Source organism: Paenibacillus sp., from assembly GCF_035645195.1.
Taxonomy (GTDB): Bacteria; Bacillota; Bacilli; order Paenibacillales; family YIM-B00363; genus Paenibacillus_AE.
The window spans coordinates 68,787-95,306 of sequence record NZ_DASQNA010000031.1 but is presented as its reverse complement, the minus strand read 5'-3'; the positions used below and the strand labels follow the sequence as shown (position 1 = coordinate 95,306).

The following is a 26,520-nucleotide window of genomic DNA, read 5'->3' as shown; positions in this document are numbered from 1 at the left end:
CGGTTACCCGTACAGCGGGCCGAACGCCGCGCAGGCGCGGTAATCGGCGCCCTCGAGATCCTTCGTGCCGAACGCGCTCCATGCGCTCGGGCGGAACACGCGCTTCGCCCCGACGTTGTGCATGTTGACCGGAATGCGCAGGATGCTGGCGAGCGTGATGAGGTCGGCGCCGATGTGGCCGTAGCTGATCGCGCAATGGTTCGACCCCCAATGCTCCATGACGCTGTACACGTCGTCGAACACAGGGTCGCCTTCGATCAAAATCGGCGCGAACCACGTCGTCGGCCACGTCGGCGTCGTCCGCTCGTCGAGCTTCTTGTGCACGTCCTCCGGCAAGTCCACCGTGTAGCCCTCGGCAAGCTGCAGCACCGGGCCGACGCCGTGCACTAAATTGATGCGGGACATCGTCACCGGCATGCCGCCGCGCGTGAGGTAGTCCGTCGAGTGGCCGCCGCCCGCGAACTGGTCCATGTAGGTCGGACGCCAGGATGTCGCTTTAAGGCAGCGGTCGATCTCCTCCGGCGTAATGTCCCAATGCGGTTTCATGACCGGCTGACCGTCCCGCGTCTGCTCCCCGGTGCCGTCGAGCGCCGCCGGTCCGGAGTTGATCAAATGCAGGATGCCGTTCGCAGCGAGCCCCTCAAGCCGGCGTCCCGTCACGCGTTCGACCGCCTCCGGGCTCCAGTACGTCCGAACGTCGGCGAAAATTTGCGCCGTGTTCGTGAGGTAATGATTGAACAGCATCGTCGCCGCGTTCAAATTGTCGTTCTCCGTCGCGACGATGTACGGCTCGCGCGCGCCGTTCCAGTCGAACGAGCTGTTCAGGATCGCCTCGAGGAAATCGGCGCTCGGGAAGTGGTCCGTCCACTCGCGCTGACCTTGGAAGCCGGACGCGATCGCGTTGTAGCCGTACGCTTCCTCCTCGAAGCCCATCTCCGCGAGCTTCGGGTTACCGATCATGAGGTCGCGGACGATGAGCGCCATTTTGACGACCGTCTCCCAGTTTTTCTCCTTCTGCGCATCCGGGATGACCATGTCCGTCGGATTCGGGTCCGGGCCCTCCTTGCAGTTCTCCCGCACCCAAGCGAGCGCGCGGCCGAATTCCTCGTGGTCGTAAATGCCCTTGTCGATGCGCCGCGTCACTTCGGTCATGTCGACGTAGGCGTTCTTCATGCCGAGGTATCGCTGGTAAAACGATTCGTCGACGATGCAGCCCGCGATGCCCATCGACACCGAGCCGATGGACAAGTACGACTTGCCGCGCAGCAGCGCCGCCGCGAGACCCGCCCGGGCGAACTGGAGCAGCTTTGCCTGCACGTCTTCCGGAATCGTGTTGTCGTCGAGGTCCTGCACCTCTCTGCCGTAAATTTTGAACGCCGGGACGCCCTTTTGGTTATGCGCCGCGTGCAGCGCCGCGAGATACACCGCGCCGGGACGCTCCGTGCCGTTAAAGCCCCAAATCGCGTGCGGCAGCTGCGGATTCGTCTCCATCGTCTCGAGCGGGTAGCACCAGCCCAAGGCAACGGTGACGATCACCCCGACCCCTTCCTTCGCGAATTTCGCCGCGCAGTCGGCCGCTTCTTTATGTCCCGAAATGCAGACGTCGTTCACGACGCATTCGACCGGGCTGCCGTCCGGGTAGCGAAGCGTCTCCGACAAAATCCGGGCGGCTTCCAGCGCCAAATTCATCGTGACGTCCTTCAACGCCGCCTTGACCAGCTTCCGGCGGTCGACGATCGGCCGAATGCCGATCTTCGGGAAGCCGCCGTCGTATCGATGTGCCATATCCGCCATTACGCATCCCCCAAGCCGTGTTTTTTCATCATGGATCGGATGAAGGCGACCCCTTCCCGGACGAGCGTATCGCCGTTCGGAGCGAGCTGTCTCCACACCCACGTTTTCATGTTATCGGTGACGTCGACGAACGACTCGAGCGCGGCGTAGCCTTGGTAGTTCATCTCGCCGAGCGCGCGGAAAATGCCGTCCCAGTCGACGAGGCCGGTGCCCGGAATGCCGCGGTCGTTTTCGCACAAATGGTAATGAATCAGATCGCCGCCGGCCGCCTTCGTCGCTTCGTAAAAGCTCTTCTCTTCGATATTCATGTGGTACGTGTCGAGGTGAATTTTCACGTTCGGCTCCCCGACCATCTCCTTCAGCCGGCGCGCCTGTTCGCACGTGTTCACCATGTTCGACTCGTATCGGTTGACCGGCTCGAGGCCGAGCGCGACGCCGTAATCCTGCGCGAACTTCGCCGCCTCCCGCAGCGCGTCCGCCGCCCACTCCCACTCCTGCTCGGCCGGACGCTTGTTCGTCTCCTTCACATGCTGGGAGTACAGCACGCCGGAGAGGTTCGTCTTGCCGATGTCGGCGGTCGCGCGCACGCAGGCTTTCAAGTATTCGACGCCGTTCCTGCGAACGGCCGGGTCTTCGCTCGTAATGTCGGTGCCGTGCAGCAGCACGGTCGACGTGACGGCGTCCATTCCGGTGTCTTCGAGGCGCCGTTTGATGGCGGCCGCGTCGTACGTTTCAAGCGCCATGAGCGGAATTTCGATGAAATCGAGCCCGAGCGATTTCGTCCGGTCGATCAAATCCAGCGTTTCGTTCGTCCACTGCGAACACCAAGCGTATGCATGAATCCCTAATTTCATGATTTGCTCACCCCGCATAAATGATCGATCACATGCCGTGCGGCCATGATACCCATATTGTCGATCGCCTGCACCGTGGAAGCGGCGCAGTGCGACCCGATGACGAGATTCGTCAGCTCGAACAACGCCGTGTTTTCCGGCGGCTCCTGCTCGAACACGTCGACGCCGGCGCCCCAAATGGCTTCGCTCCGCAAAGCCTCGTACAGCGCGTCTTCGTCGATCAGCCCGCCGCGCGCCGTGTTGACGAGCACCGCGGTCGGCTTCATAAGGGCGAGCTCGCGGGCGCCGATCATGTGCCGCGTCCGCTCCGTGAGCGGCACGTGCAGCGACACGAAGTCGGATGTCGCCAGCACCTCGTCGACGGCGTCGACGTACGTCACGCCGTTCGCCGCCGCATACGCTTCGTCCCGAACGGCGTCGAACGCGACGACGTTCATCGCGAAGCCTGCGGCGCGGCGGACGACGGCCTTGCCGATGTTGCCGAGGCCGATCAGCCCCAGCGTCCGACCGTACACGTCCACAGTCGTCAACTTCCTCCAGTCGCCCCCGCGGCAGCCGCGGTCGATCGGCACAACCTTCCGGGCGGCGGCGAGCATAAGCGCGAACGTATAGTCTGCAACCGCTTCCGTATTCGCGCCGATCGTCGTCGTCACGGCGATGCCTCGCGACGCCGCATACGCGAGGTCGATGTTGTCGGTGCCGACGCCGTATTTCGCGATGATGCGAAGCCGCGGCGCCCGCTCGAGCACGTCGCGGTCGAGCGGATCGACCCCGACGATGATCGCGTCGGCGTCGCCGACCGACGCGATCATTTCTTCCTTCGTCAGAATGCGGCCGTACGGGTTCGTCCGTACGTCCAGCCCCCGCTCCTTCAACAGGTCCAAAGGGGCGGAACTATGCTTGCCGAACGACCGAGGCGTTACGAATACCGACAAGCTCATCGCTGCAGCCCCCTTACGCCCATTTCGGGTTGGCAATGATCTCGGGGCGACCGTCTCGCTCGACGACGATGTTGCGGAACCCTTTCGTCTCGATCGATCCGTAGTCGTGGCCCGCGTCCGCGCGGAATACGTAGAAGGTGATCAGCGGCTCGGTTCCGGTATTGATGCTGCGGTGCGCGTACCGCCCCGGCACGTACACCGCTTTGCCCGGCGTAAACTCCTGCGCGTCCCAATCGCCTTCGGGGGTTTCCATCAGCATGAGGCCTTGGCCGCCGATGCAGTAATACACTTCGGCCGTATCCAAAATCGTATGATAATGTCCCTTAGTCATATAATACTCGTTCCCGACCTTGCCGGGATAGACGATGCTCGTGCCGAATGCCAAATTGCCGGGCGCCTCCGGCACGCCGAGGTCGTAAAATTCATATAAGAGCGGGTTGCCTTCCTTGATCAGTGCCTCGTATGCTTCGTCGTCGGCGTACATGCCTTTCATCTGGGAAAGGTGACGTTTAATCGAAGGCTTCGTGTTCGACAGACCGTTATTCAGGCTGAAGTACACCGCGAACGGCTTCAACGCTTCGAGCGTCGAATTCGCTTGATGGTTTGCGCTCATGGCGCGGTCCCCCTTTATTCCGTTAAAATTACCGCTGGATTTGCCCCTTCTGGAGCTGCAGCGCGATCTCCGCCAGCTTGTCGAACGTCGGCCCTTCGATGCGGATGCGGAACACGTCCTGAATAACCTGCGTCCAGCCGTGAAGGAAATACACCCAGCCGTCCTCGACGTGGAGCGCCTGGCGCTCCTTCTGCGCGTTCGCCTGATGCATGAACTTCAGGTCGCCGCGGTAGTTAAGCTCCCAGACGAGGCTGCCCGCCGGGAATACGGCGTCGTCGGTGAGCGGCGAGCCCGGGCGGTCTTTGCCGAGGCCGGTCGCGTTCACGACGAGCGAATGCGGCGGCAGCTCGCGCAGCACCTTGTCGTTGTCCTCCGGCGCCGGGCACAGTCGGTACTCGAACGGGACCTGCGTGTCGATGCGGCTTAGCAGCTTTTCCGCCGAGTCGAGCCGCGCCTGACTTCGGTTGCTGATAACGATTTTCGACGGCACGCGAGAGCCGTGATCTTTCCTCGTCAAGTACGAGCTGATCGCGAGCGCGCTGCCGCCGGCGCCCATCAGGAACGCTTCGCCGCCCTTCTCCCAGAACGTCTCCGGGATGAACGCCTCCATCGCGAGGCCGCTCGAGATCGGGTCCTTCGCGGCCCCGATCAGCTTGCCGTCTTTCTTCGAAATGGACGACAGCTCCTCGAACATGACGGCGTATTCGTCGAGCTCGTCGAACAAATCTTTCGCCGCGTGATACAAATCGATCTTGTGCGTCGTGACGAGCGCCCCGAGCGACATCGGATCGTTCTTGATAAACGACACGGCCTCGCGGTACTTCTCCGGATCGGCATGTATTTCGATGTCCATCCCTTTGATTTGCGCGTCCCCGAGCCCGAGCGCCTCGGCCCAGAGCGGGAACAGCTTCATAATGGACGATTGGCCGGTCGTCACCCCGATAAAGTAAAACGTCGGCTTCTCGTTCGCCGCGTATGGCACGGCATCCAACCCCTTTCTTCTTTTCATAACGTGCAGCGTGGTGCATTGTGATTCAAACGGCGGCGACGATCGTCTCGCAGCCCGCCTTGCGGAACCGCGCCAGCGCTTCCTCGTCCGCCTCGGCATCCGTAATAAGCGCGTCCAGCTCCGACACCGGGCAAAATTGCACCATCGAGTTGGTGCCGAATTTGGCGCTGTCGCAAAGCAGGTACACGCGGGATGCGATCGCGATCATCGCCTTCTTCACCTCGGCCTGCGCGATGTTCGGCGTCGTGCAGCCCTTCTCCGGGCTGAGGTGGTTCGTGGCGAGGAACAGTTTATCCACGCCGAGCTCCTGCAGCAGCTGCACCGCCAGCGGACCGGTCGTGCAGCTGTGGCCGCGCCGCAAGCCGCCGCCGACGACGATGACGTTCACGCCCTCGAACGGCTCGAGACATCGCGCGATCGCAAGGTCGCAGGCGACGACCGTAAGGTCGCGCGCGTGCTCGAGCAGGAGGGCGAACTCCAGCATCGTCGTGCCCGAATCGAGCGCGATGATGTCGCCGGGCTCGACGAACGCGAGCGCCTGCCTAGCGATCGCGCGCTTCTGCGCGAGCCGGACGGCGACCTTCGCGGCGTTGTCCGGCTCGTAGCCCGCCTTCGGCGGTTCGAGCTCCGCGTCGATCGCGCCCCCGTGCGTCCGTCGCAGCACGCCCTGCCGCTCCAGCTCGCGCAGGTCGTTCCGCACGGTGGCGGGCGAGACGTCGAACCGTTCGACGAGCTCGGACACGAGCACCTTGCGGCGGCTGCGCACCGCTTCGACGATATGCTTCTTTCGCTCCTCCGCGAACAAGGAGCCGCTCGCCGCTTGATCCACAGGCGTCCCCCCGTTACTTCAAACTGCCGTACAGGTCGATCAGCGCGTCGACCGCTTTGCGGTACGTGCGGGCGTACGCTTCATACTTCGCGTGCCGGTCCGGGTCGGGCCGATATGCGGCGCCGAACGAAACGAAGGACGTAACGGTCCCCGCAAGGTCGGGGAACAGCCCGACGCCGTAGCCGGCGACGACCGCGTTCGCGACGAGCGCCGAATCCTGCCGGCTCATCGTGCGCAGCGGAAGGCCGAGCACGTCGCATTTGATCTGGTTGAACACATGGCCGCTCGCCCCGCCGCCGACGACGGTGCCCTGCTCGTAATCGATGCCGCCGACGAGCTTCTCGAGCGTACCCAAGTACATCTTGTACTCGTACGCGATCGATTCTTGGATCGCCCGGTACATCGCTGCCTTCCCGTGCGACCAATTGAGCCCGATCCAGCTGCCGCGCAGATCGGTGTTGTTCGGACACGTCCGCCCGCCGAAATGCGGCACGAACAGCAGCCCGTCGCTGCCCGGCGGCGCCGACTCCGCCAAAGCGTTCAGCTCGTCGAACGAATGCCCCGGCCCCGCGTCCGGAGACACGAGCTTGCGGAACCAGGCGAGGCATTCGCCGCCTCCGCTGATGTACGCGAGCGGCGCCCACAAGCCGGGCACGACGGAGCGCGCGTAGAGCAGCGTCTTCGTCTCGGCGTCGGGGCGGTACCGATCCACGACGCACGTCAGCACCGACGCGGTACCCGCGATGTCGAGCCATTGACCCGGCCGTACGAGCCCCGCGCCGAACGTCGCCGCCGCGGTGTCGCCGCAGCCGGCGACGATTCTCACGCCGGCAGGAAGGCCGGTCTCGTCGGCCCACCGCTTCGTCAGCTCGCCGACGACGTCCCACGGCTTCACGATGTTCGGCATTTTCTCCCGGTCGATGCCGAAGGCGTCCAGCAGCGTCTGCGACCATTTCATCCTCTCGACGTCGGCGAAGCCGGAGAAGTGCAGATGCGTATAGTCGATGAACGCTTGATCCGCGCCGAGGCCAGCCAGACGGCCGGCGACGTACGCGCTCGGGACGACGAATTTGGCGATGTCCCGATACGTCTCGGGGCGCTCATGCTTCCACCACAGCTTCTTCGGCCCGTGCGCGTAACTGACCGGGCAGCCGGTGATGCGGATCAGCTCTTCTTCGCCCCAAGCCTTCATGGCCGGGATATATTTCTCGCAGCGGACGTCGAGCCACGAATCGTAATGCGTGACGGCGTTCCCGTCGCGTCCGATGCCGAGAATGCCGGCCATCTGGCCGTCCAGTCCGATCGCCGCGACGGACTCCGGCGGGACGCCGCTCGCCTCGAGCGCCTCGCGGATGCCGTCCGTGACGGAGCGGAACATCTCCTCCGGGTCCTGCTCGACGACGCCGCCTTCCCCGCGAATCAAATTCGACGGCCGGAACGCGCTTGCAACGATTCTCCCGTCTTCGCCGACGACCGCCGTCTTCGTTCCTTGCGTGCCGATGTCGGCGCTAATGACGTATTTCATCGAATGTCGGCCTCCGCGTTAAAAAGTGATCAGCGTTTTGATGCCTTGCGAGCTCATCGCGTACGCCAGCGCTTCGTCCATCCGTTCGATCGGGAATTTCGCCGAAACGAGCCGCTCCGCGTCCACGATGCCGGTCGCGATGAAGCGAAGCGTTTTGCGGAAATGATGGTTGTTCGCTTTCGTCGAACCGGTCGCGACGATCTGCTTGTAATGGATAACGTTCGTGTTGATCGCGACGTTCTCCCTCGCCTTCGGCAGCCCGCCGAAGAAATTAATCCGGCCGTGCATCCCCGTCAGCTCCACCGCCAGCTGCTGCGCCTCGGGCGAAGCGTTCGCCGTGACGCATATGTCGACGCCTCGACCGTTCGTCCGCTCGAGGATCTCCTCCTTCAGGTGCTCATGCTCGATCGTAATGAGCTCGGGATCGATCTCGTTGCACAAACTTAGGCGTTGCGGCGACCGATTCGTCACGAACACGCGTGACGCTCCGGAACGTTTCGCCAGCTGGGCGTACATGATGCCGATCGGGCCTGCGCCGATGATCAGCACGTCGTCGCCGAGTCGAATCGGACATTGAAGGATGCCGTTGTACACGCATGACAGCGGTTCCACCAATGCCGCGGCTTCGAACGAGACATGTTCCGGAATTGGAGCCAAATTGCCGAACCGCACCGCCGTCTCCGGGATGACGACGTATTCCGCGAAGCCGCCGTCCAGCTGCACCCCGACCGCGGTATAGTTCGCGCACAAGTGATAGTCGCTTTTCACGCACTCGTCGCAAATGCCGCAGCCCATGTTCGGCGCGAGCGCCACCCGATCTCCGACGCGGTAACCGGTCACGCCGCTCCCGACTTCCTCGACGATGCCGCTAATTTCGTGCCCGAGCGTGCGCGGGGTCGTCTCCCCGATGCCTGGGAACCCGTTGCGGATCATCCGCAAATCGGTTCCGCAAATGCCGACGCTTTTCACTTTGAGCAAAATTTCGTTCTTCATTATTCCCGGTTTCGGAACTTCGACGACGCGCACGTCGTTTACGCCGTACATTCGAGCCGCTTTCATGTTCATCACGTCCTAACCGAAATCTCTAATTTTATCGTTTACTTTCGTTTCGTATTATATTGAGATCATATGACAACACTCGATATCTGTCAATCGAATTTTGCATTTCATTGGCGTTTGTCTTATCTATTGTTTAAAAACGACACCAAATGATATAATTACGGAAGTTTGTAACGATTGCTAGAACGAAAGGGAGCCTTCCCATGAGCGACAAGCCTACCGAAGTGTTGTTCGCCGAGGAGCGGCGAGCGGAAATCGTCCGTTTGGTCAATGAGAAAAAGAAAGTGCTCGTCCCGGACTTAATCGAATATTTCAAAGTGTCCCCGGCAACGATCCGCGGAGATCTGCGCGATCTCGAGGCGGCGGGGCTGCTGAAGCGCACCCACGGCGGGGCCATTCCGAGCGACTTCGTCAAAATGGGCTTCGAGCCGGACAATCAAGCGCGCAACGTGGAGCGGCTCTCCGAAAAGCGCCGCATCGCCGCCAAAGCCGCTTCCATGATCGAGGACGGCGATATTATCATTTTGGATACGGGCACGACGACGATGGAGCTCGCGAAGCTGCTCCGCGATAAGCGCAACGTCACCGCGATCGTCAACGACATCGAAATCGCCCTTTGCCTCGAAGCGTTCGAAGGCGTCAACGTCGTCGTCATCGGCGGCATGCTGCGCAAGAAATTCCACTGCACGATCGGTCCGTTCGCGGCGGGTCTCCTGTCGGAGCTGAACGTCGACAAAGTGTTCCTCGGCACGAACGCGTTCAGCGTCGAGAAAGGGGGCACGACCCCCGATATCAATCAGGCGGAAATCAAGAAAATTATGGTGAAGGTCGCCACGCAGGTGATCGTCCTGTGCGACAGCGGCAAGATCGGGAAAAACTCCTTCGTCCAATTCGTGCGGCCCCACGAAATCGACGCGTTGATCACGGACGACGGCGTGGACGAACGGTCGCTCGAGGAGCTGGCCGAGCACGGCATCGAAGTGCATGTCGCAGGCAGGTAAGCGTTAGACGGTTAACCGTAATACAAGGCTCGGAGCTCGGCGGCGTATCGCCGGCTCCGGGCCTTTTTGCCGTTACAGTTTAACGACGGCGCCGAGCCGAAGCGACGCGTTGCCCGCTTCGACGACTTTCACCGCCATTTTGCCGTCATAGCCGGTTACGCGCGGCGGCCGCCCCTCCCGGATCGAGGCGATGAAATCCGTATCCTCCGCAAGATACGCTTCCTTATATAAGGAGCGCCAGCTGTTCATGAACGGGCGGCGCAGCTCCTTCCCTTTCCCGGCCGTGACGATCGTGCGCTCATGCGTCTGACCGAGGTAAATGACGCCCTCCGTCCCCAAAATCTCCACGCGGCTGTCGTATCCGTACTGGACGCCCATCGCGCCGTCGATGCTCCCCAATTTCCCGTCGACGAACTTCGCGTTCAGCGAAACGTTGTCGTAGAAATCGGGAAATTCGGCGCGGATGTCCGGGCAGCGGAAGTTGCCGCCGACGGCGAACACCTCGGCGATGTCCGCGCCGGCGAACCACCGCAGCGTGTCGATGTCGTGGCTGTTCACCTCGGCGAGCGGACCGTTGCTCTTCTTCAAATCGTACATCCACGGCTGCGGCGTGCTCGGTCCGCGGGTGAGCGACTTCACCATAACGACGTCGCCGATCGCGCCTGCTTCGATTTGCCGCTTCGCTTCCTGGAAGCTTTCGTCGAACCGGCGCATAAACGCGATTTGCAACTGCACGCCCGCCTTCTCGCACGCTTCGATCATGTCGTCGCACTCCCGCTCGTTCATCGCCATCGGCTTTTCGCACAGCACGTGCTTGCCGGCCGCCGCCGCGGCGACGACGATTTCGCGGTGGAAAGCGGTCGGCGTGACGACGACGACGGCGTCGACCGCCGCATCCTCCAGCGCGTCGCGATAATCCGTGTAGTAGCGGTCGATCTCCAGCTCGGCCGCAGCCCGCGCCGCCGCTTCCATATTCGGATCGGCGACGGCGACGAGCCGCGCGTACGGTACGCTTTTCCGAAAATTGACCGCGTGGATCATGCCGGCTCTGCCCGCTCCGATAATGCAAACGCCCAACGTCGTTTTCCCCGTCATCCCGAATCATCCTTTATCATATCATTTATTGTCACTTAATATTGTATTTTATCGTTTTCTCTTCTGTCAACGCATTTCTTTTCGTTTCTCTTATTGTTTCTCTTTTGCAGCAATAGAAAAGCCCGCCAAGAAGTCTTGGCGAGCTTATTGTCGCTGCGTCCTAACGAGACAGCAGCTTGTTGCGCTCCGCAGCCGTCAGGCGGCGAGCCCGAATGTCGAACTCGACGCGCCCGTCGACGATGCCGACGATGCGCGAGGCGTATTTTTCGGCCATTTCGATATTTTGCAGCGCGCAGACGACCGTAACCGTCTCGCGCCGATACAGCTCCTTGAAGCTCTCCATCATGCGTTCCGCCGAGTGCGGATCTAGGCTAGACACCGGATCGTCGGCAACGATCAGCTTCGCTCCTTGCGAAAGCGCTCTCGCAATCAACACGCGCTGTTTCTCGCCGCCGCTCAATTTCTCGACGGGTTGGAACGCTTTGTCCAGCAGTCCTACTTGCTCCAGGTGATCCATCGCCCGGATGTGCTCCTCCTCCGACGGCTTGCCGCCGAGAAGCAGCCTCCAGAACGAGAACTGCCGCAGCCGTCCGGTCACAACGTTGCGGAACGCCGTCCGGCGTCCGTTCAATTGATCCGCCGTCCCGATGACCGCCCAATCTTTGCTGGCTTCCCACCGCGCCCACCAAGAGCTCTTCGTCAAATTGACGCCGTTGAAGACAACCTCTCCGCCGTCCGGCCGCTCCTTCCCGACGAGACAGCGGAGAAGCGTGCTTTTGCCGCTGCCGCTGCCGCCGATGACGGCGACGAAATCGCCGCGATGCACCTCCAGATCGATTCCCCGGAGCACCTGGGTATCTCCGTAACTTTTCGTCAGGCCGTTCGCTTTCAGCATAGTCCGACTCCTTGTTCGTAAAATCGCTTTCGTAACGTCATCCTTGTCTCGTATTATACCTTACTTGCACGTTCCGCGCCGCACATAAAACCGGACGTTCGGGACATTTTATAGAGGAATATGAAAAAGGAGGAACCATTTTGGACGCACACCGCGACGAAACGCTTATTGAGCGGCTCAAACGATACTATGAGGACTACCGAAAAACCTCGGAGCCCGACTCCGGATTTCGGGACGCGTTCGACGCGCTGACGTATTCCGTCATCGAATCGATCGGCGAAGCGGCCGACCGCGACGACTGTGCGACGATTCGCGCCATCGTTAGAGAATACGGCGAACTTCGTCTGTCGGTGCAAGGCAGCAACGATTCCGTGAAGGAGCGTTTGGAAGAAGAATATCAATCTGTCACCCGCTGAGTGTCATATCTTTCGGCCCCGCACATAAAGATAGAGTAACTAGAATCGAGAGGCGGCCGCAAGGCCGGCAAGGAGGCCAGCTCAGCCATGGATGCCAAGCTGTACCGGGACACGCTGCGCGAATATCAGCGCGCTTATGCGTCGACGCTCGACGCGAAAACGGCGTCGCTAAAGCTTCACGAAGCCGCGCTGGCGGCAATCCGCGCCGCATCCGCGACGTCGCATCCATGGCGAAGAGCCCGGCACGAGCATCGCGCGCTCCGCATCTTGAACGCGCTGTCGCGCTGGCTGCGGTCCGCCGCGCGGCACCCGGACGCCGACACCGCCTTGTGCGATGCTTTGCGGATAGCGTACGCGAAGGCTTCCTTGCATCTTTGCCGCGGCGAGCACGAAGCTGCCGAAGGCTGGATCGATCGAATTTTGCGGTGAGGGGGAAACCGGCATGACGTCGTACTTCGCAACGATATTGCGTTCCATCTCCAATTACAATCGATTGGAGAACGTGAACCGCACGCTGACGATGCAGCTTTCGACCGGTAAAAAAATCAATTCGCCGTCGGACAATCCGTTTCTTTACCGTAAAATTCAATCGTACGAAGCAGAAAGCGCAGCATACGAGTCGTATTTGGACCGAATCGACGAAGGCGCGGCCGTCGTCTCCGTCGTCAGCGACGCGGCGTCGCTGCAGCTCGATACGCTCGAGAAAATGCTCGAAATCGCCAATCAAGTGCGCGCGGGCGGACTCAGCACGGGCGAACGGACCGCGTTGAACGAGCAGTACGAGAAGCTGACGGAAGAGCTGAACGAAATCTCCGCAAACGCCGGGTTCGACGGCAAGTCCTATCTGGACGGCACGTACGCGAATTCGGGCTCCGGCTTTAAGGTCGCGACAGGACCGGGGGAGTCGTACGAGTTCCTGTTTATCAACGCGACCGCCGGCAGCGGCGGCTTGGACGTCGAAAGCACGTCCGTCAGCTCCGTCCCTAACGCCAACGCGGCCGTCGCGAAGCTGGAGGCCGCGGTCGAAACGTTGAACGGCTTCCAGCAGCGGCTCGGCACCGGCGAGTTTATTTTGGAGTCCCGCGCGGGCCTCATGGAAAGCAAACAACGCGAGCTCGACGAGCTGGTCGAAAACTACCAGGAAGTGGACCCGGTCCGGCTCTCCGCGGAGCTCGAACGCAACCGCGTTTTGCAGCAGTACGCGCTCGCCGCGATCGGCTCCGTCTTCGCATCGCAGCAAAACTTGCTGGATTATTTGTTCCCCCGATAACCCGATAACGCGAAACGGCCGCCGGGCGAGCTTACTCGTTCCGGCGGCCTTTTTATGCAAGTTCGCTTATTAAGACACGACCTTTAGCTGTTCCTTGCCGAATTCCCCATGATCGTGCAGAAGCGGATGCTCGATTTGAATCGTGGAGTGAGCGATGCCGTGCTTCGACGTCAGCATTTCGCCGACCGCGAGCGTCACGCACATCGGTTGAATATCCTGATGAACGAACACATGCGCCGTGAGCGAATATTGATCGGTGGCGATCGTCCACACGTGCATGTCGTGCACGTTCTTGACGCCTTCCACGGCCAAGATGTCTTTCCGAATTTCCTCGAGATCGAGGTGGTCCGGAACCGTGTCCATCAGGACTCGGTACGATTCTCTCGCGATGCGGAAGCCGCCCGTGCAAATAATGCCGCCGATCGCCATGCTGACGAGCGGGTCAAAAAGCAGCACGCCGGTAAAATAGATGAGCGCGGCCGATACGATAACCCCGACGGAGCTCAGCAGGTCTCCGATAAAATGCCACAGAGCGCTCTGCACGTTCAAATTTTTCTCTTCCTCCATGCTGCGGCTCAGGACGATCGTAAGGACCAAGTTCACCACAAGGCCGACGGAAGCGATGCCGAGCATTAATCCTAGCTCGATCGGCTCCGGCCGAATCATGCGGACGATGCCCTGCACGAAAATGCCGCCGGCGATGATCATGAGCGCCAGCCCGTTCAAGAAGGAGGCGATCGTCTCGAAACGCACGTACCCGAACGTATATTTGCCGTTCGGCTTGCGCGTCGCCATGTAGATCGCCGTCATGCTGAGTCCGAGCGCGAAGACGTCCGAAATCATATGCGCCGAATCCGAAAGCAGCGCCAAAGAGTTGGAAAGGAGACCGCCGACGATTTCCACGATCGTGAAGGCCAACGTCAGAATCAAAGTGATCCAGAGCGTCTTCTTCGTTTTCGTTTGCTCTTTCCGGTGACTGATGTGATGGTAATCTTTTTCGACCATGAGCGCTCCCCCTCCCGCTTAATTAGAATAATTATAATCAAGGACTGATTACAATCATAATATGCGAGAAGGGGGAATTTGGCAAGTGAAAATTGTATGGATCCCGGGACTGAGAATCAGCGTCAGCGGCTCTCGATTCCTTTCACCATGCGGTACAGCGCGGCGTGCGTCGGCGCCGCCGCGCCGGACGCCTCAGCGCGCCGCAGCACCGCTCCCGTAATGAATTCGATTTCCGTCGGTCTGCCCGCGAGCACATCCTGCAGCATGGAGGAGCGGTTCGCCGCCGTTTTTTCGCACACGGTCAGCACCTGCCGCCACGCTTCCTCCGGATCCTCGAGAGCGAGATCGGGCAGCGCGGCCAGCGCTTCGTCATGCAGCGACCGCATCAACTGAAGGAAATGCGGCGATGCCGGGAGCGCCCCGTTTTCGACTCGCAGCACGGCCGTGAGCGGGTTGATGACGCTATTGACGAGCAGCTTGCGCCAGACGTGGCGTTCGATATCCCGAGCGACGTCGGCTTCGAACCCCGCCTCGCGAAGAAGGGCGGCGAACGTTTCGAGCGGTTCTAAGTCCCCCCCGCCGACGATCGTCCGCCCTTTGCCGGTATGCGCGACGGAGCGGGCGGACGTCTTGGCGGCGCCTTCCGTCGTGACCGCGACATGGAGCCGCGCCGGATCCGCGCCCGCAGCCGCGAGCCGCTCGCGATGCCCGACGCCGTTCTGAAACAGCAGCAGCCGCGAGCCGCTGGCAGTCGCGAGCGCGGCGAACCGGACTAGCGCTTCGTCCCAGTGCGTCTGCTTCGTTGCGAACAGCGTCCAGTTCGCTTCGCCCGCCGTTTCGGCGGCGTCGCCGAAGCCTACGCCGGCGACCGGCGCAGCGCGTTCCCGGCCGTCGAGCTCCGAGACGGCGACGCCGTCCCGCGCCAGAGCGGCGGCCTGCTCACGCGTTCGCGTCACGACGCGAACCTTAGCCGCCGGGACGACGGCGAGCCTGCCGGCGAGCAGCAGCCCGAGCGAGCCCGCGCCGACGATGTCGATTCGCATAGGCGGTTAAATAATCCGTTTGCCGAGCGCCGAAGCGATCAGGCCGACCGCGAGCCTAGCCGTTCGCCGATTCTCGTCTTGAGCCGGATTCACTTCCGCCACGTCCATCGACGTAATTTTACCCGTCTCTGCGAGCAGCTCGCACGCGAAATGCGCCTCCCGATACGACAATCCGCCCGGGATCGGGAATCCGACGCCCGGCGCCTCCAGCGGATCGAGGCTGTCCGCGGCGATGCTCAAATGGATGCCGTCCGTCCCGTCGCCCGCCACCTCCAGCGCCTTCTCGATGACCCGTTCGATGCCGAGCTTGTCGATATCGTACATCGAGAAGAAAGCGATGCCTTCCGAGCGAATGATCTCGCGCTCCGACGGCTCCAACTGCCGAACGCCGATCAGCGCCAGCTTCGATTTGTTCAGCGGCTTCGCCCCCGCGTACACGTCCGACAGCGCGAGTCCGGCTTTGCCGAGCGCGACGGCGAGCGGCATGCCGTTCGCGGAGCCGGTGGGCGACGTCGCCTCGGTCAGCAGTCCGCCGTACGCCGTAAAACAGATGGCTCCAAGATTCTCGTAGTGCGGCGTCAAGCCGGCGAACGCTCCGATCGTCACGCTTTGGTCGCCGCCGAGCACGAGCGGGAAGCTGCCCGAGCGGACGGCGTCGGACACGTGTCCCGCCACGCGCTCCGCCATCTCCCGAACGGCCGGGTAATGCTGTATTTTCGACGGCGACGGCGCAGAGGCGGCCGCGGACGAAACTTGCACCGAATGCTCGTCCTTCACCTCGAAGCCGAGCTGTCGAATTTGCCGCAGCAGCCCGGCGGAACGCATGCCCTCCGGCCCGAGCTCCGTCCCCGGACGGCTCGATCCGAACCCGAACGGCGCTTGAATAACGCTGATGTTTTTCTGTTCCATATTGGACCACCCTATCCACCGATATTTACCTAAAGTCTACCATAGCCGAACGGCGTCCGCACGCCCGAGCTCACCAACTTCAAGCGTTCCCATCCGCCCCAGGTCTCTAACCATGGCATTGCGTCAGCCTGAGCATATTCGCCCGTTTCCCGGCCGAACATAAGATAATTGGCGGCACTCGTCTGCGATTTACTTACTTTTTATAACCATGTATAATGGGGTTCAAAGAACTAGGAGGTGGCCTCCCCATGAAGGTCGAAGTATGGTCGGACTATGTTTGTCCGTTCTGTTATATCGGCAAGCGCCGGTTCGAAGAAGCGCTGGCCCAGCTTCCGTTTCAAAATCAAGTAGAAGTTGTCTTCAAGAGCTACCAGCTCGATTCTCGTACGCCTAAAGACGTTCCGTACGGCGTTAACGAAATGCTCTCCAAAAAATACGGCATGAGCATCGAACAAGCGAAGCAGGCGAACGCGAGCGTCGCCGCCCAAGCGGAGCAAGTCGGTCTTACGTACAGCGACGAACGCGTCGTAACCAACACATTCGATGCGCACAGACTATCTCATTTCGCCGCGGCGCACGGGAAGGCTAAAGAAATGACCGAGCGCCTCCTGTACGCGTACTTTACCGAAGCGAAGCATATCGGCGACGTCGAAGTGTTGGCCGACTTGGCCGCCGACGTCGGACTGAACCGGGACGAGGCGCTGGCCGCGCTGAATGCCGACGCTTACGCGGACGAGGTTCGCGCCGACGAACAAGAAGACGCCGAACTCGGCATTCGGGGCGTTCCGTTCTTCGTCGTCGATCGGAAGTACGGCATCTCCGGCGCACAGCCGACATCCGTCTTCGTCGAAGCGCTGACGAAAGCTTGGAACGAAATCCGCCCGACCCTAACCGTCCTTGGCGACGCCGACAGCTCCGACGCCGCGTGCGTCGACGGTTCCTGCGCCGTACCCGCCGACAAACAATCCTAAGTTCTCGCAGCCGTCTGACTAAACATCAGGCGGCTTTTCTGTCGTCGCTCGTGTCTTGCGCCCTGACTCTTGAGTTATTCAAGCTTGCTTTTCCTGTCCCCTGCTTTTGTCAATTTTCGCGGCCTTTCCGCAAAACTTCCCTTTCCTCAGAAATGATGCCGGTCGCCGTATCACACTTTCTGCCTTTTTCCTTCCCCGGAATTGTTCTTCTCGCCGTCCCCTGTTTGTGTCTATTTTCGCAGCTTTTCCGCAAAACTTCCCTTTCCTCAGAAATGATCCCGGTCGCCGCATCACACGTTCTGCCTTTTTCCTTCCCCGGGATTGCTCTTCTCGGCCTCCCCTGCTTTTGTCAATTTTCGCAGCCTTTCCGCAAAACTTCCCTTACCTCAGAAATGATCCCGGTTGCCGCATCACACGTTCCGCCTTTTTCCTTCCCCGGAATGGCTCTTCTCGGCCTTCCTGCTTTTGTCTATTTTCCCGGCCTTTCCGCAACACCTCCCTTTCCTCAGAAATGATCCCGGTCGCCGCATCACACGTTCTGCCTTTTTCCTTCCCCGGAATTGCTCTTCCCGCCGTCCCCTGCTTTTGTCTATTTTCCCGGCCTTTCCGCAAAACTTCCCTTACCTCAGAAATCATTGATTCAGATACCCGTTTTTCACAAAAACACGTTGTACACGAACACCTGTTCCTGTTATAATGAGGTTGAGGTGATTCCAATGATCGCGCAATCCGCAGCTTATGAATTATTTTTTCATAGAAGGTGGCCGAACGGCTTTGAATGCCCCCGCTGCGCGCATAACGGTTGCTATACGATAACGACGCGCCGTTTGCCCCTTTACGAATGCCGCCTTTGCAGACATCAGACGACTCTGATCGCAGGAACCGTATTGGAACGCAGCCGCACACCGCTTGACAAATGGGCGAAAGCGATCGAATACCTCTCTTCCATCAACGGGGTCACGGCCGCCGATTTAGCGGCTAAAGTACAAGTCACCGTCAAGAGCGCCTGGCTTATGCTTCGCCGGATCCGAATCGCCATCGGAAAACTCGAAGCCGAACGGCCGTTTTACGGTCAGATCAAAGCCGGCTTAGACGGATTAGGCCCGTACTATTTTCTTCCTTCCCAACGGTTTAAAAGAGAACGCGTCATTCTTATCGGCGCTTCCTTCCATCCCACAACCAATATACCGACCGCCATCACGTTACAATTCGTGTCCGAGGAGCACTTGGACGGAAAACGTCTCAACCGCAGCGGCCTAAACTATTATTCGCACCGCCTCGCTCGCGACGGTAACAAACCAATTCTCCTTAACACCCGCGACATGGTTCGGAATCCGTTTCTTCGATATGTGTTTATCGACGTCAAGCGTTGGCTTAACGGCATTTTTAAGGGCCCTCGTTCCGGCTCGCTGCAAACGTACTTGAACGAATATGCCTTCCGTTGGAATCTCCTCGTTGATAAATCGCCAGCGCTCGATGAATGGTATAGACTGTGTTTGTCTCCAAAATAGCTCTGGGTTCACGGCCGGACGCCTATTGGAACTCCTGAATGAAGGAATGATCTACTTGTCCTACCTAAACCTTTTAAATGAAACATTGTCTCTCATGAATACATCCGCCCCTCTCCTACTAGATATTACCTCTTCAACCTGCCACCATCATTGATACAAAGTTATCCACATAGACTATCTGGGGGCGAAGTTCCTTTGTTCCGGTTACCCAAACATTCCCCCTGGACATGCCTTAATATCACTCAAACCGGGTGCAACCGCGCCTCAGAACGCCGCCGTCGTATAAACACGGACCCACCGACTTGTGGAACAAAGGGCTAATCTAAATACAGGGACTAATTCATACATACTGTCACCACGGTTGAAGCCCCCCCTGAGTAAAGGGAAATGCCGCGGAATGGACTCGCATAGACAAGGGTTCGGTGCGGAGGAGTTCATATTTCCAGAAAGTTGGCTTCCGATGCTTGGCAGTTACAAAAGATTCTCTACCTGAGGAAAGGGAAGTACTGCGGAATGGCCTCGCATAAACGAAGGGTTCGGTGCGGAGGAGTTTATAATTCCAGAAAGTTGGCTATCGATATTTCGCAGCCACAAAAGATTCCCTGCCTGAGGAAAGGGAAGTACTGCGGAATGGCCTTGCATAGACGAAGGGTTCGGTGCGGAAGAGTTTATAATTCCAGAAAGTTGGCTATCGATATTTCGCAGCAACAAAAAATCCTCTCCCTGAGGGAAGGGAAGTACTGCGGAATGGACTCGCATAGACAAGGGTTCGGTGCGGTGGAGTTCATAATTCCAGAAAGTTGGCTTCCGATGCTTGGCAGTTACAAAAGATTCTCTACTTGAGGAAAGGGAAGTACTGCGGAATGGCCTCGCATAGACGAAGGGTTCGGTGCAAAGGAATTTATAATTCCAGAAAGTTGGCTTCCGATGCTTGGCAGCTACAAAAGATTCTCTACCTGAGTAAAGGGAAGTACTGCGGAATGGACTCGCATAGACAAGGGTTCGGTGCGGTGGAGTTCATAATTCCAGAAAGTTGGCTATCAATACTTGGCAGTTACAAAAAATTCTCTCCCTGAGGGAAGGGAAGTGTTGCGGAAAGCACCAGGATACATGATCCCGATGGCGACGCTGGAAGGAAATTCCGGGCTCGGAAAAGCAGCAGACCGCCTGCCGTTGAGGCGGGCGGTCTGAGCGTTACGGCAACGGGTAGACGAGCAGTTCGAACGGCATGAAGGAGCCGGATGCTGCGCTTAGGGTCATCGATACGGAGCGTTCGTCACCGTCGGTGCGGCCGATGGCGTACCCTTCGCCTACTTGCAGCGTATCCGTGCGGACGATGGCGCCGTCGAACAGGACGGTCCCGCGGTACAATCCGCGCATCGGCACGAGCACGAAGACCGCTTTCCCCGGGTTTTCGACGGTGACGTGGTAGAAGACGCCGTAATTGCCGAAGTTTTGGGAAGGCTTCCCGGTGACGGCGTCCGTGCCGACGACCCAGTGGTCGTTGAGGCTGCCTACGGCGCCGATGCGGATGCGGGCGGGCTTGCCGTTCCATTCGGATGCGTCCGCAGCGAGGCTGATGTCGCTGACGGGGAACGTGCCCCGGTCATGGATGTCGCGGCTCGCGAACGGCGCGCCGGCAGCCGCAGCGAGCGAGGCATTCGGCTCGGCGGCGACGACGTCGAAGCGCAGTTCGCCGTCGGTCTCGACGTCGAAGATGGCGTGCGCGCCGTCCATCGGTCCGAGCGCTGCGCTACTATACAGCGCAACGGTTTCCCCCGGAGCGATCGTCCGCTCTCCGCGCGTTCCCTCCTCGCCGTACCACATGGCGAGCGCTTCCCGGCCCTGCAAGGCGTAATCCTTCGACGCCGCCGCGATGCCGCTTCGCGTCGTCGACACCTTCGCAGGGGCGTCGCCTTCGTTCGTCGCTAGCCACAGCACCTGCGCAGGTTCTTTCGTCCCGTTCACGTGCGTAAGAAATAAGCGAGCCTTGCCATTGACATCGTCTCGGTACAGAATTCCGAGTTCGCGGAACGTTTCGGGGCTGTCGCTGAACAGGAGCGTCCTCGAATCGTCCCGCCGCTCCTCTGGCGATATCAACGGGTATTTCGCGTATCTGGCGAAGTCGATGGGCACGAGCTGCGGGCGGGACGGGTTGATCGGGTTTACGTATGGAAACTCGGGATCGGCGACGACCGCTTGTCGCGTCGCGCTGTCGTAGCCGACGTACAGCCCCATGTAATCGGCGATCGCCCGGATGGAGAGAAGCAGCCTGCCATCTTGTACGAGCCCGAGCCCGTCGTAAGGAACAGGCATATCATCGACCCAAGCTAATTTGGCTTGCTGGTTGACATGAATGCGCGTCGTATCGTTGCGAAGAACGGCATCATAGCTCTTAGGGTCGAACTCTGCCGTAAAGCCGAACGCGTCCGCGAGCTGCCGGGCGGCGACGTAGATGCGCCCGTTATGAATCGTCATCGGGTACACCGTCGACGCCAGTTCCCCGTTGAGGTACACCTTTCTATTATCGTAATCGAACACAAGCTCTCGCGTCGCCGACTCCGCCGCCCCGTCCGCCGCCGGCGGTCCCGGCCATGGCGACGGTCCTGCAATGAACATTGCAGCGAGCAGCAGCGCGATCGCTCCCCTTTTCCCCACCATTCGAACATCCCCTTTCAAAATCTCCTCCTAAACAGACGCACGGGGAGCTAAAAGGTTTCAGCGGTCGCTACAATGTGAAATAGGGATATCCCCAAGGGGGCGGGGTGCGAGGCGTGCGGCGAGGCTCAGGGTTCGGACGACGAAAGGTACGGGGGTCGGCGTTTGACGAGAGGTCCGGGGGCGGCGTTTGATCAAAGGCTCGGGGGTCGGCGTTTGATGAAAGGTCCGAGGGTTGGCGTTTGACGGAAAATCCGAGTTCGGACGACGAGAGGTACGGGGGCGGCGTTAGATAAAAGGTCCGGGGGTCGCCGTTTGACGAAAGTTCCGAGGTGCGGGGTTTGACGGGAAATCCGAGTTCGGACGATGAGAGGTGCGGGGTTCGGCGTTTGACGAGAGGTCCGGGGGCGGCGTTAGATAAAAGGTCCGGGGGGCGCCGTTTGACGAAAGGTCCGGGGTGTGGGGGTTAGCGCTTCAGGGGCGGCGGTGCGGGGCGCAGGCTTGAAGCCTAGTTCGGCGACGGCGGTGCGGGGTGCGGGTTCGTGACCGGGTTCGGGTTCGGGTGCGGAGGCGGCTCGATTCAGCTGTGCACTGCAAAGAAAATCGGCCGGGGAGGCCGGCCGATAACGAGTGTTCCTACAGATTGCGGTAAAATCTTCTGGCGCTTTCCTTCTCCGACAGCGGGAGTCGAAGCGCGACGGGCAGCGTCTCGGGGAACTGCTTGTGCGGTTCGCGCTGGTACCAATAGGCGACGGACGAGTAATCGTTGGACTGGCAGTTCGCATGTCCGTGTTCGATGCTGAACAGCAGCGACTTCTCGAAAACAATCGGGTCGACGATATGGAATCGATACGTCGTCCATTTGCCGGAGCAATCGTGGAACGGGATGATGTTGTTCTCCCGCCACGCTTCGCCGTATCCGCGGAGCGGAGCAGCCAGCGAAATGCCGTGGTACGGCCCGTCGTACTTGCCGGACGGATACCCCCACGCGGCGCAAAAGTAGTCCTCCGTGCCGGTGCCGTGCAGCGTCGGCGGCCACGCCTCCCCGTCGATGAAAAACATGTCGTCCCCTTCGCCGGGCCAAACGAAGCCCGGAATCGGATCGATATGATCGATGCTGAGGTTGCAGCCGACGTAATGGCCTTCGCCGACCGCGTCGAGGATGACGTAGTTGCCCTTGCCGTCCAAGTTGGCGACCGCGTTCACCTTGTTTTCGGAGAACCAAGGGTCTGTCTGCGCGTCGTGATCGGCTTTAAGCGCGTGCAAATCCATCGTGCCGGCGGTGGGGTTCTCCCTGCGCCATTGCGCATGGAAGTAAAAGCTATCGTTCGGCACCGGCTCTTCGGTGTAGTCGATATAAAAATACAAAATCAGGTCGTTGTCGCACTCGTTCGTAATTTCGAAGCGGGCGCGGCGCGCGAACGGCATTTCGAAAAAGCAGTTCATCGCGGCTTTGTTCTCGACGACGCCCTGCGTCGTGATCATGTTGAGCGGCAGCGAGACGTAGTGGCTCGCCACGCCGTGTCCGACGCCGAAAAAGTCGCCGATCGGCGAGTCGATGCTCGGATGCTCCTCGTCGTCCCAATAGACGCGAATCAATATTTTACGGAACGAATACTGCTCGTGGACTGCGATCGTCGACCAAATGTGCCGTATGACGCCGGGGCCTTCGATGTCCGCGATGACGGCGGTTTCTCCGCTTTTCACCGTGATGTTGTCCTTATTGCGCCCCGACCGGTCCCAACTGGAAACCCGGCGCGATTTCCCCGTCCTTTTGCGGCTTAACCCGCTTAGTCCGTAACCCATGGCGAGACTCTCCTCTCGACAGCGTAACTCCCTTGGAGCTTGATGCCCCAAGGGAGTCTGCCGTTCGTCCTTGTTATTGATTCGAGAATTCGTCCCAAATGCGCTGGAACTCTTCGAACATTTGCTCTTTCGTCAGCTGGCCGCCGATGTAGCCTTGCATCGCGCTGGACATCTGCGACGTATTCGCTTCGTAGCCCGGGTAACGCTGCCACACCCACGGCACCGTTTTGCCCTCGTTGCTGTATTTGATTATGTCGGCCGCGAGCGGTCCGAGCTGTTCTTCGTTCGCCGGGATCGTTTTGAGCGCCGGGATGAACTTGAACTCTTCAACGATGTAGCGCTTGCCCGTCTCGGACGTGACGAGCCAATTGAGGAACGCTTTCGCTTCGTCTTTATGCTGGGAGTTTTTGTGTACGACCCAGTTGTTCGGCACGCCTACCGGCAGTTTATCCATATCCGGGCTGTCGTTGATCGGCATCGGGAGGAAGCCGATGTTCAGATCCGGATTCGTTTGGCTGAGCTGCACCTGCGTCCAGTTGCCCTGCTGCGTCATCGCCGCTTGGCCGGTCGCGAAGCTCGTGACCTGCGTGTTATAGTCCGTCTGCAGCGGGTTCGGCTGGCCGTATTTGATCGTCAGGTCGAACAAGTTCATCCACTCGTTCAGCACGGCGTTGCCCGGAATTTTCTCGGTGCCCGCTTTGACGCCTTCGATGAACGCGACCGGATCCGGCTGCAGCGCGAAGCCCATGTTCAGCAAGTGGTTCCCGAGCACCCACCATTCGGCGTAGCCGTTCATGAACGGCGTGATGCCTGCGGCTTTCAGCTTCTCGGCCGCCGCCGTCAGCTCGCTGAGTGTTTTCGGCGTTTCGGTAATGCCCGCTTGCGCGAACAGATCTTTATTGTAGATGAAACCCCAGCCTTCCAGGTTGAGCGGCATGCCGTACAGCTTGCCTTCTTTCGTCATCGGCACTTTCGCGAATTCGTGCACGTCGTTCACCCAAGGCTGGTCGGACAAATCTTCGACATGCTCCTGCCACAAATCCAAATCGCTGTGGCCCGCGACGAAGAAAATGTCCGGTTTGTCGCCGGAGCTGAACTTCGTCTTCAGCGCCGCGCTGTAATCGCAGCCGCCGCCGCACGTTTCCGTGGCGACTTTGACCCCGGTTTCTTTCTCGTACTCGGCCACCAATCGGTCGAGCTGCTCCGCCATTTCGACTTTAAAGTTGAAAAGCTTGAGCGTGACGTTCCCTCCCGCGTCGCCGCCTCCGGCACCGCCGTTGTTTCCGTCCGTCGCCGCGCCGTTTCCGCCGCCACCGCCGCCGCAGCCTGCCACGAACAGCAGCACCGCGATCAAGCCCGTCAACCACCATTGTTTCGCTTTCATTGCGACCCCTCCGTGTAAACGTATTATTTGGTAGCGCTTCACCTAGTATAGAATGAAGCATTTTTTTGAAATACATCCATTATTGATCTGTTTTGTGCAATTTTGTGATCTGGTCATTTTATCCTTTGACCGAACCGGCCGTAATGCCTTCAACGATATGACGCTGCATCCCAAGGAACAGGGCGATGATCGGCAGCACGCCGAGAATGAGCGCGGCGAGCGCCAAATCCCATTGCTTCGTATATTGACCGAAGAAATCGTACGTGGCGAGCGGAATCGTCTGCATTTCTTTGCCGCTCAGAATGAGCGACGGGAGCAGGAAGTCGTTCCAAATCCACAGGCAGTTCAGCAGCACGATCGTGACCGTCATCGGCTTCAGCAGCGGGAACACGATGCGCCAGAACACACCGTACGGCGTGCAGCCGTCGACGACGGCCGACTCCTCGATTTCCTGCGGTATCGATTTGACGAAGCCGTGATACAGGAACAGGTTCAGCGGGACGCCGAAGCCGAAGTAGCACACGATCAGCCCCCACTGGCTGTTCATGAAACCGACGACGCTGCCGACCTTCACGAGCGTGATCATGATCGACTGGAACGGAATGACCATCGCGGAGACGAACAGCACGAACAGCAAGTTCGTGAGCCGTCCCGGAGAACGGACCATTTTGTACGCGGCCATCGAGCTGATGACGACGAGTCCTAGATTGCTGAAGAGCGTGACGACGAGCGAGTTTTTGAACGCCCGCGGATAGTTCATGATGTCCCAAGCCCGCGTAAAATTCGAAAACTGCAGCTGGCTCGGCAGGCTGGCCGAGTTGATCAGCAGCTCCCCGTACGATTTGAACGCGTTCACGGTAACGAAGTAGAACGGGACGAGGAACAGCAGCGCAAGCACCACCGCGCAAAGCTGAAGGATCATTCTGCCGAGCAGCGGCGACTTTTCCGATGCTTCCATTATGCCTGCACCTCCCGTTTCTTGGTGTACATCACCTGCAGCGTCGTGAACAGCGCCACGATGACGAAGAAAATGAGCGCTTTCGCCGTGCCGAGGCCGTACCGGTTGTTCCGGAACGCTTCGTAGTAAATGTTCAGCGCGACCGACTCGGTCGAGTTGAACGGGCCGCCTTTGGTCAGCGCCAAGTTCAAGTCGAATACTTTAAAGCACCACGAAATCGCGAGGAAAAAGCAAACGGTGAACGCCGGCATGATGAGCGGCATCAAAATGTTGCGCAGCAGAAACCACCGGTTCGCCCCGTCGATGTGGGCCGCTTCGATCAAGTCCTTCGGCACGTTGATCAGCGCAGCAATGTAGATGACCATCAAATACCCGGCCGTCTGCCACACCTGCACGATGACGAGACCCCAGAACGCGGTGTTCGCGGTGCCGAGCCACGGCAGCTGGAAAAAGCCGATGCCCGTCAAGGCGCCGACGGTCGCGAAGCCTTTGACGAAAATAAATTGCCAAATGAACCCGAGCAGCAGGCCGCCGATGACGTTCGGCAGAAAAAAGATCGTCCGGTAGACGTTGCGAAGCCGCATTTTCCGCGTCAACAGCAGCGCGAGCAGAAATCCGATCGCGTTCGTCAGCAGCACGGACACGACCGTGAAGCGGATCGTAAACCAAAAATCTTTCCGGAAAAGTTCGTCTTGCATCAATATTTTTCTGAAATTTTCGAGCCCGACGAACTTGACGGTCGAGCTGACTCCGTTCCAATCCGTAAGCGAATAATACATGCTCATCAGGAACGGCACGATCACGATCACGCCGAAAAACAGAAAAGCCGGACCGACGAATACGCCGTATTCCAACCAACCCGAACGGTTCATTCGATTTTGCATAGAGTTCCTCTCCCCCGTCGTGAAGACGCAAACATCCGTTTTCTGCTATTATAGAAGAGCGCCGGACCGGCGAAATACAGCCGATTGTGA

The 26,520-nt window shown here is 59.6% G+C and carries 24 protein-coding genes; 6 read left to right on the top strand and 18 right to left on the bottom strand.

The genetic code is table 11. From position 1 onward, the window contains the following. Positions 1-3: 3 nt before the first annotated feature. The 8 genes from VE009_RS17120 to VE009_RS17085 are packed head-to-tail and all read right to left on the bottom strand — an operon-like array spanning position 4 to position 8,624. Complete coding sequence (locus tag VE009_RS17120) at positions 4-1,794, bottom strand: L-fucose isomerase (RefSeq protein ID WP_325009726.1); 1,791 nt, start codon at positions 1,792-1,794, stop codon at positions 4-6. Continuing rightward, positions 1,794-2,648 carry a sugar phosphate isomerase/epimerase family protein gene (locus tag VE009_RS17115; RefSeq protein WP_325009724.1) on the bottom strand — a complete coding sequence of 285 codons (855 nt, stop codon included), beginning with the start codon at positions 2,646-2,648 and terminating at the stop codon, positions 1,794-1,796. Before VE009_RS17115 ends, VE009_RS17120 begins: the two co-directional genes overlap by 1 nt. Next, entirely contained in the window at positions 2,645-3,589 is a 945-nt protein-coding gene (locus VE009_RS17110) for a phosphoglycerate dehydrogenase (RefSeq protein ID WP_325009722.1), read from the bottom strand. The genes VE009_RS17115 and VE009_RS17110 overlap by 4 nt, the downstream gene beginning before the upstream one ends. A 13-nt stretch (positions 3,590-3,602) precedes the next feature. Then, a complete protein-coding gene (locus VE009_RS17105) occupies positions 3,603-4,202 on the bottom strand; it encodes a glucose-6-phosphate isomerase (RefSeq protein WP_325009721.1) in 600 nt (199 codons plus the stop codon). 28 nt (positions 4,203-4,230) lie between these two features. Continuing rightward, on the bottom strand, positions 4,231-5,184 hold the full coding sequence (locus tag VE009_RS17100) for a shikimate dehydrogenase (protein WP_325009719.1): 954 nt from the start codon (positions 5,182-5,184) through the stop codon (positions 4,231-4,233). Positions 5,185-5,236: 52 nt separating this feature from the next. Beyond that, positions 5,237-6,040, bottom strand: coding sequence for a DeoR/GlpR family DNA-binding transcription regulator (locus VE009_RS17095; RefSeq protein WP_325009717.1), 804 nt, complete (start codon positions 6,038-6,040; stop codon positions 5,237-5,239). A 13-nt stretch (positions 6,041-6,053) separates the two neighbouring features. After that, entirely contained in the window at positions 6,054-7,565 is a 1,512-nt protein-coding gene (locus VE009_RS17090; RefSeq protein ID WP_325009715.1) for a xylulokinase, read from the bottom strand. A gap of 18 nt (positions 7,566-7,583) precedes the next feature. After that, on the bottom strand, positions 7,584-8,624 hold the full coding sequence (locus VE009_RS17085) for an alcohol dehydrogenase catalytic domain-containing protein (protein WP_325009713.1): 1,041 nt from the start codon (positions 8,622-8,624) through the stop codon (positions 7,584-7,586). A gap of 203 nt (positions 8,625-8,827) precedes the next feature. Between VE009_RS17085 and VE009_RS17080 the strand changes: the two genes are divergently transcribed. Further along, complete coding sequence (locus VE009_RS17080; RefSeq protein WP_325009711.1) at positions 8,828-9,625, top strand: DeoR/GlpR family DNA-binding transcription regulator; 798 nt, start codon at positions 8,828-8,830, stop codon at positions 9,623-9,625. Between the two features lie 72 nt (positions 9,626-9,697). Here the strand turns inward: VE009_RS17080 and VE009_RS17075 are convergent, their stop codons facing one another. Then, a complete protein-coding gene (locus VE009_RS17075) occupies positions 9,698-10,720 on the bottom strand; it encodes a Gfo/Idh/MocA family oxidoreductase (protein ID WP_325009709.1) in 1,023 nt (340 codons plus the stop codon). A 160-nt stretch (positions 10,721-10,880) separates the two neighbouring features. Next, positions 10,881-11,615 carry a phosphonate ABC transporter ATP-binding protein gene (locus VE009_RS17070; RefSeq protein ID WP_325009707.1) on the bottom strand — a complete coding sequence of 245 codons (735 nt, stop codon included), beginning with the start codon at positions 11,613-11,615 and terminating at the stop codon, positions 10,881-10,883. Between the two features lie 140 nt (positions 11,616-11,755). Between VE009_RS17070 and VE009_RS17065 the strand changes: the two genes are divergently transcribed. The 3 genes from VE009_RS17065 (at position 11,756) to VE009_RS17055 (ending at position 13,301) form a co-directional block, all read left to right on the top strand. After that, positions 11,756-12,031 carry a hypothetical protein gene (locus VE009_RS17065; RefSeq protein WP_325009705.1) on the top strand — a complete coding sequence of 92 codons (276 nt, stop codon included), beginning with the start codon at positions 11,756-11,758 and terminating at the stop codon, positions 12,029-12,031. A gap of 87 nt (positions 12,032-12,118) precedes the next feature. Beyond that, positions 12,119-12,460 carry a hypothetical protein gene (locus VE009_RS17060; protein WP_325009703.1) on the top strand — a complete coding sequence of 114 codons (342 nt, stop codon included), beginning with the start codon at positions 12,119-12,121 and terminating at the stop codon, positions 12,458-12,460. 13 nt (positions 12,461-12,473) lie between these two features. Next, entirely contained in the window at positions 12,474-13,301 is an 828-nt protein-coding gene (locus VE009_RS17055; protein WP_325009701.1) for a flagellin, read from the top strand. A gap of 69 nt (positions 13,302-13,370) precedes the next feature. Here the strand turns inward: VE009_RS17055 and VE009_RS17050 are convergent, their stop codons facing one another. From VE009_RS17050 to rocF, 3 genes are all read right to left on the bottom strand, one after another. Then, positions 13,371-14,306, bottom strand: a complete 936-nt coding sequence (locus tag VE009_RS17050) for a cation diffusion facilitator family transporter (RefSeq protein ID WP_325009699.1) — start codon at positions 14,304-14,306, stop codon at positions 13,371-13,373. Between the two features lie 122 nt (positions 14,307-14,428). Beyond that, the gene (locus tag VE009_RS17045; protein WP_325009697.1) at positions 14,429-15,349 is read right to left on the bottom strand and encodes a 2-dehydropantoate 2-reductase; all 921 of its coding nucleotides are present in this window, start codon (positions 15,347-15,349) and stop codon (positions 14,429-14,431) included. A 6-nt stretch (positions 15,350-15,355) separates the two neighbouring features. Further along, positions 15,356-16,258: an arginase gene (gene rocF, locus VE009_RS17040; RefSeq protein ID WP_325009695.1), complete on the bottom strand. Its 903-nt coding sequence runs from the start codon at positions 16,256-16,258 to the stop codon at positions 15,356-15,358. A 248-nt stretch (positions 16,259-16,506) separates the two neighbouring features. Between rocF and VE009_RS17035 the strand changes: the two genes are divergently transcribed. Further along, on the top strand, positions 16,507-17,229 hold the full coding sequence (locus VE009_RS17035; protein ID WP_325009694.1) for a DsbA family oxidoreductase: 723 nt from the start codon (positions 16,507-16,509) through the stop codon (positions 17,227-17,229). A 716-nt stretch (positions 17,230-17,945) separates the two neighbouring features. Beyond that, a complete protein-coding gene (locus tag VE009_RS17030) occupies positions 17,946-18,740 on the top strand; it encodes an IS1595 family transposase (RefSeq protein ID WP_325009692.1) in 795 nt (264 codons plus the stop codon). A 1,194-nt stretch (positions 18,741-19,934) separates the two neighbouring features. On the opposite strand, the gene VE009_RS17025 is transcribed toward VE009_RS17030, so the two are convergent. From VE009_RS17025 to VE009_RS17005, 5 genes are all read right to left on the bottom strand, one after another. Next, positions 19,935-21,401 carry a stalk domain-containing protein gene (locus tag VE009_RS17025; RefSeq protein ID WP_325009690.1) on the bottom strand — a complete coding sequence of 489 codons (1,467 nt, stop codon included), beginning with the start codon at positions 21,399-21,401 and terminating at the stop codon, positions 19,935-19,937. 633 nt (positions 21,402-22,034) lie between these two features. Further along, entirely contained in the window at positions 22,035-23,204 is a 1,170-nt protein-coding gene (locus VE009_RS17020) for a glycoside hydrolase family 172 protein (RefSeq protein WP_325009688.1), read from the bottom strand. Between the two features lie 73 nt (positions 23,205-23,277). Further along, on the bottom strand, positions 23,278-24,588 hold the full coding sequence (locus VE009_RS17015; protein ID WP_325009686.1) for an extracellular solute-binding protein: 1,311 nt from the start codon (positions 24,586-24,588) through the stop codon (positions 23,278-23,280). Between the two features lie 118 nt (positions 24,589-24,706). Next, on the bottom strand, positions 24,707-25,546 hold the full coding sequence (locus VE009_RS17010) for a carbohydrate ABC transporter permease (protein WP_325009684.1): 840 nt from the start codon (positions 25,544-25,546) through the stop codon (positions 24,707-24,709). Further along, a complete protein-coding gene (locus tag VE009_RS17005) occupies positions 25,546-26,430 on the bottom strand; it encodes a sugar ABC transporter permease (RefSeq protein ID WP_325009682.1) in 885 nt (294 codons plus the stop codon). The genes VE009_RS17010 and VE009_RS17005 overlap by 1 nt, the downstream gene beginning before the upstream one ends. Between the last annotated feature and the right edge of the window lie 90 nt (positions 26,431-26,520).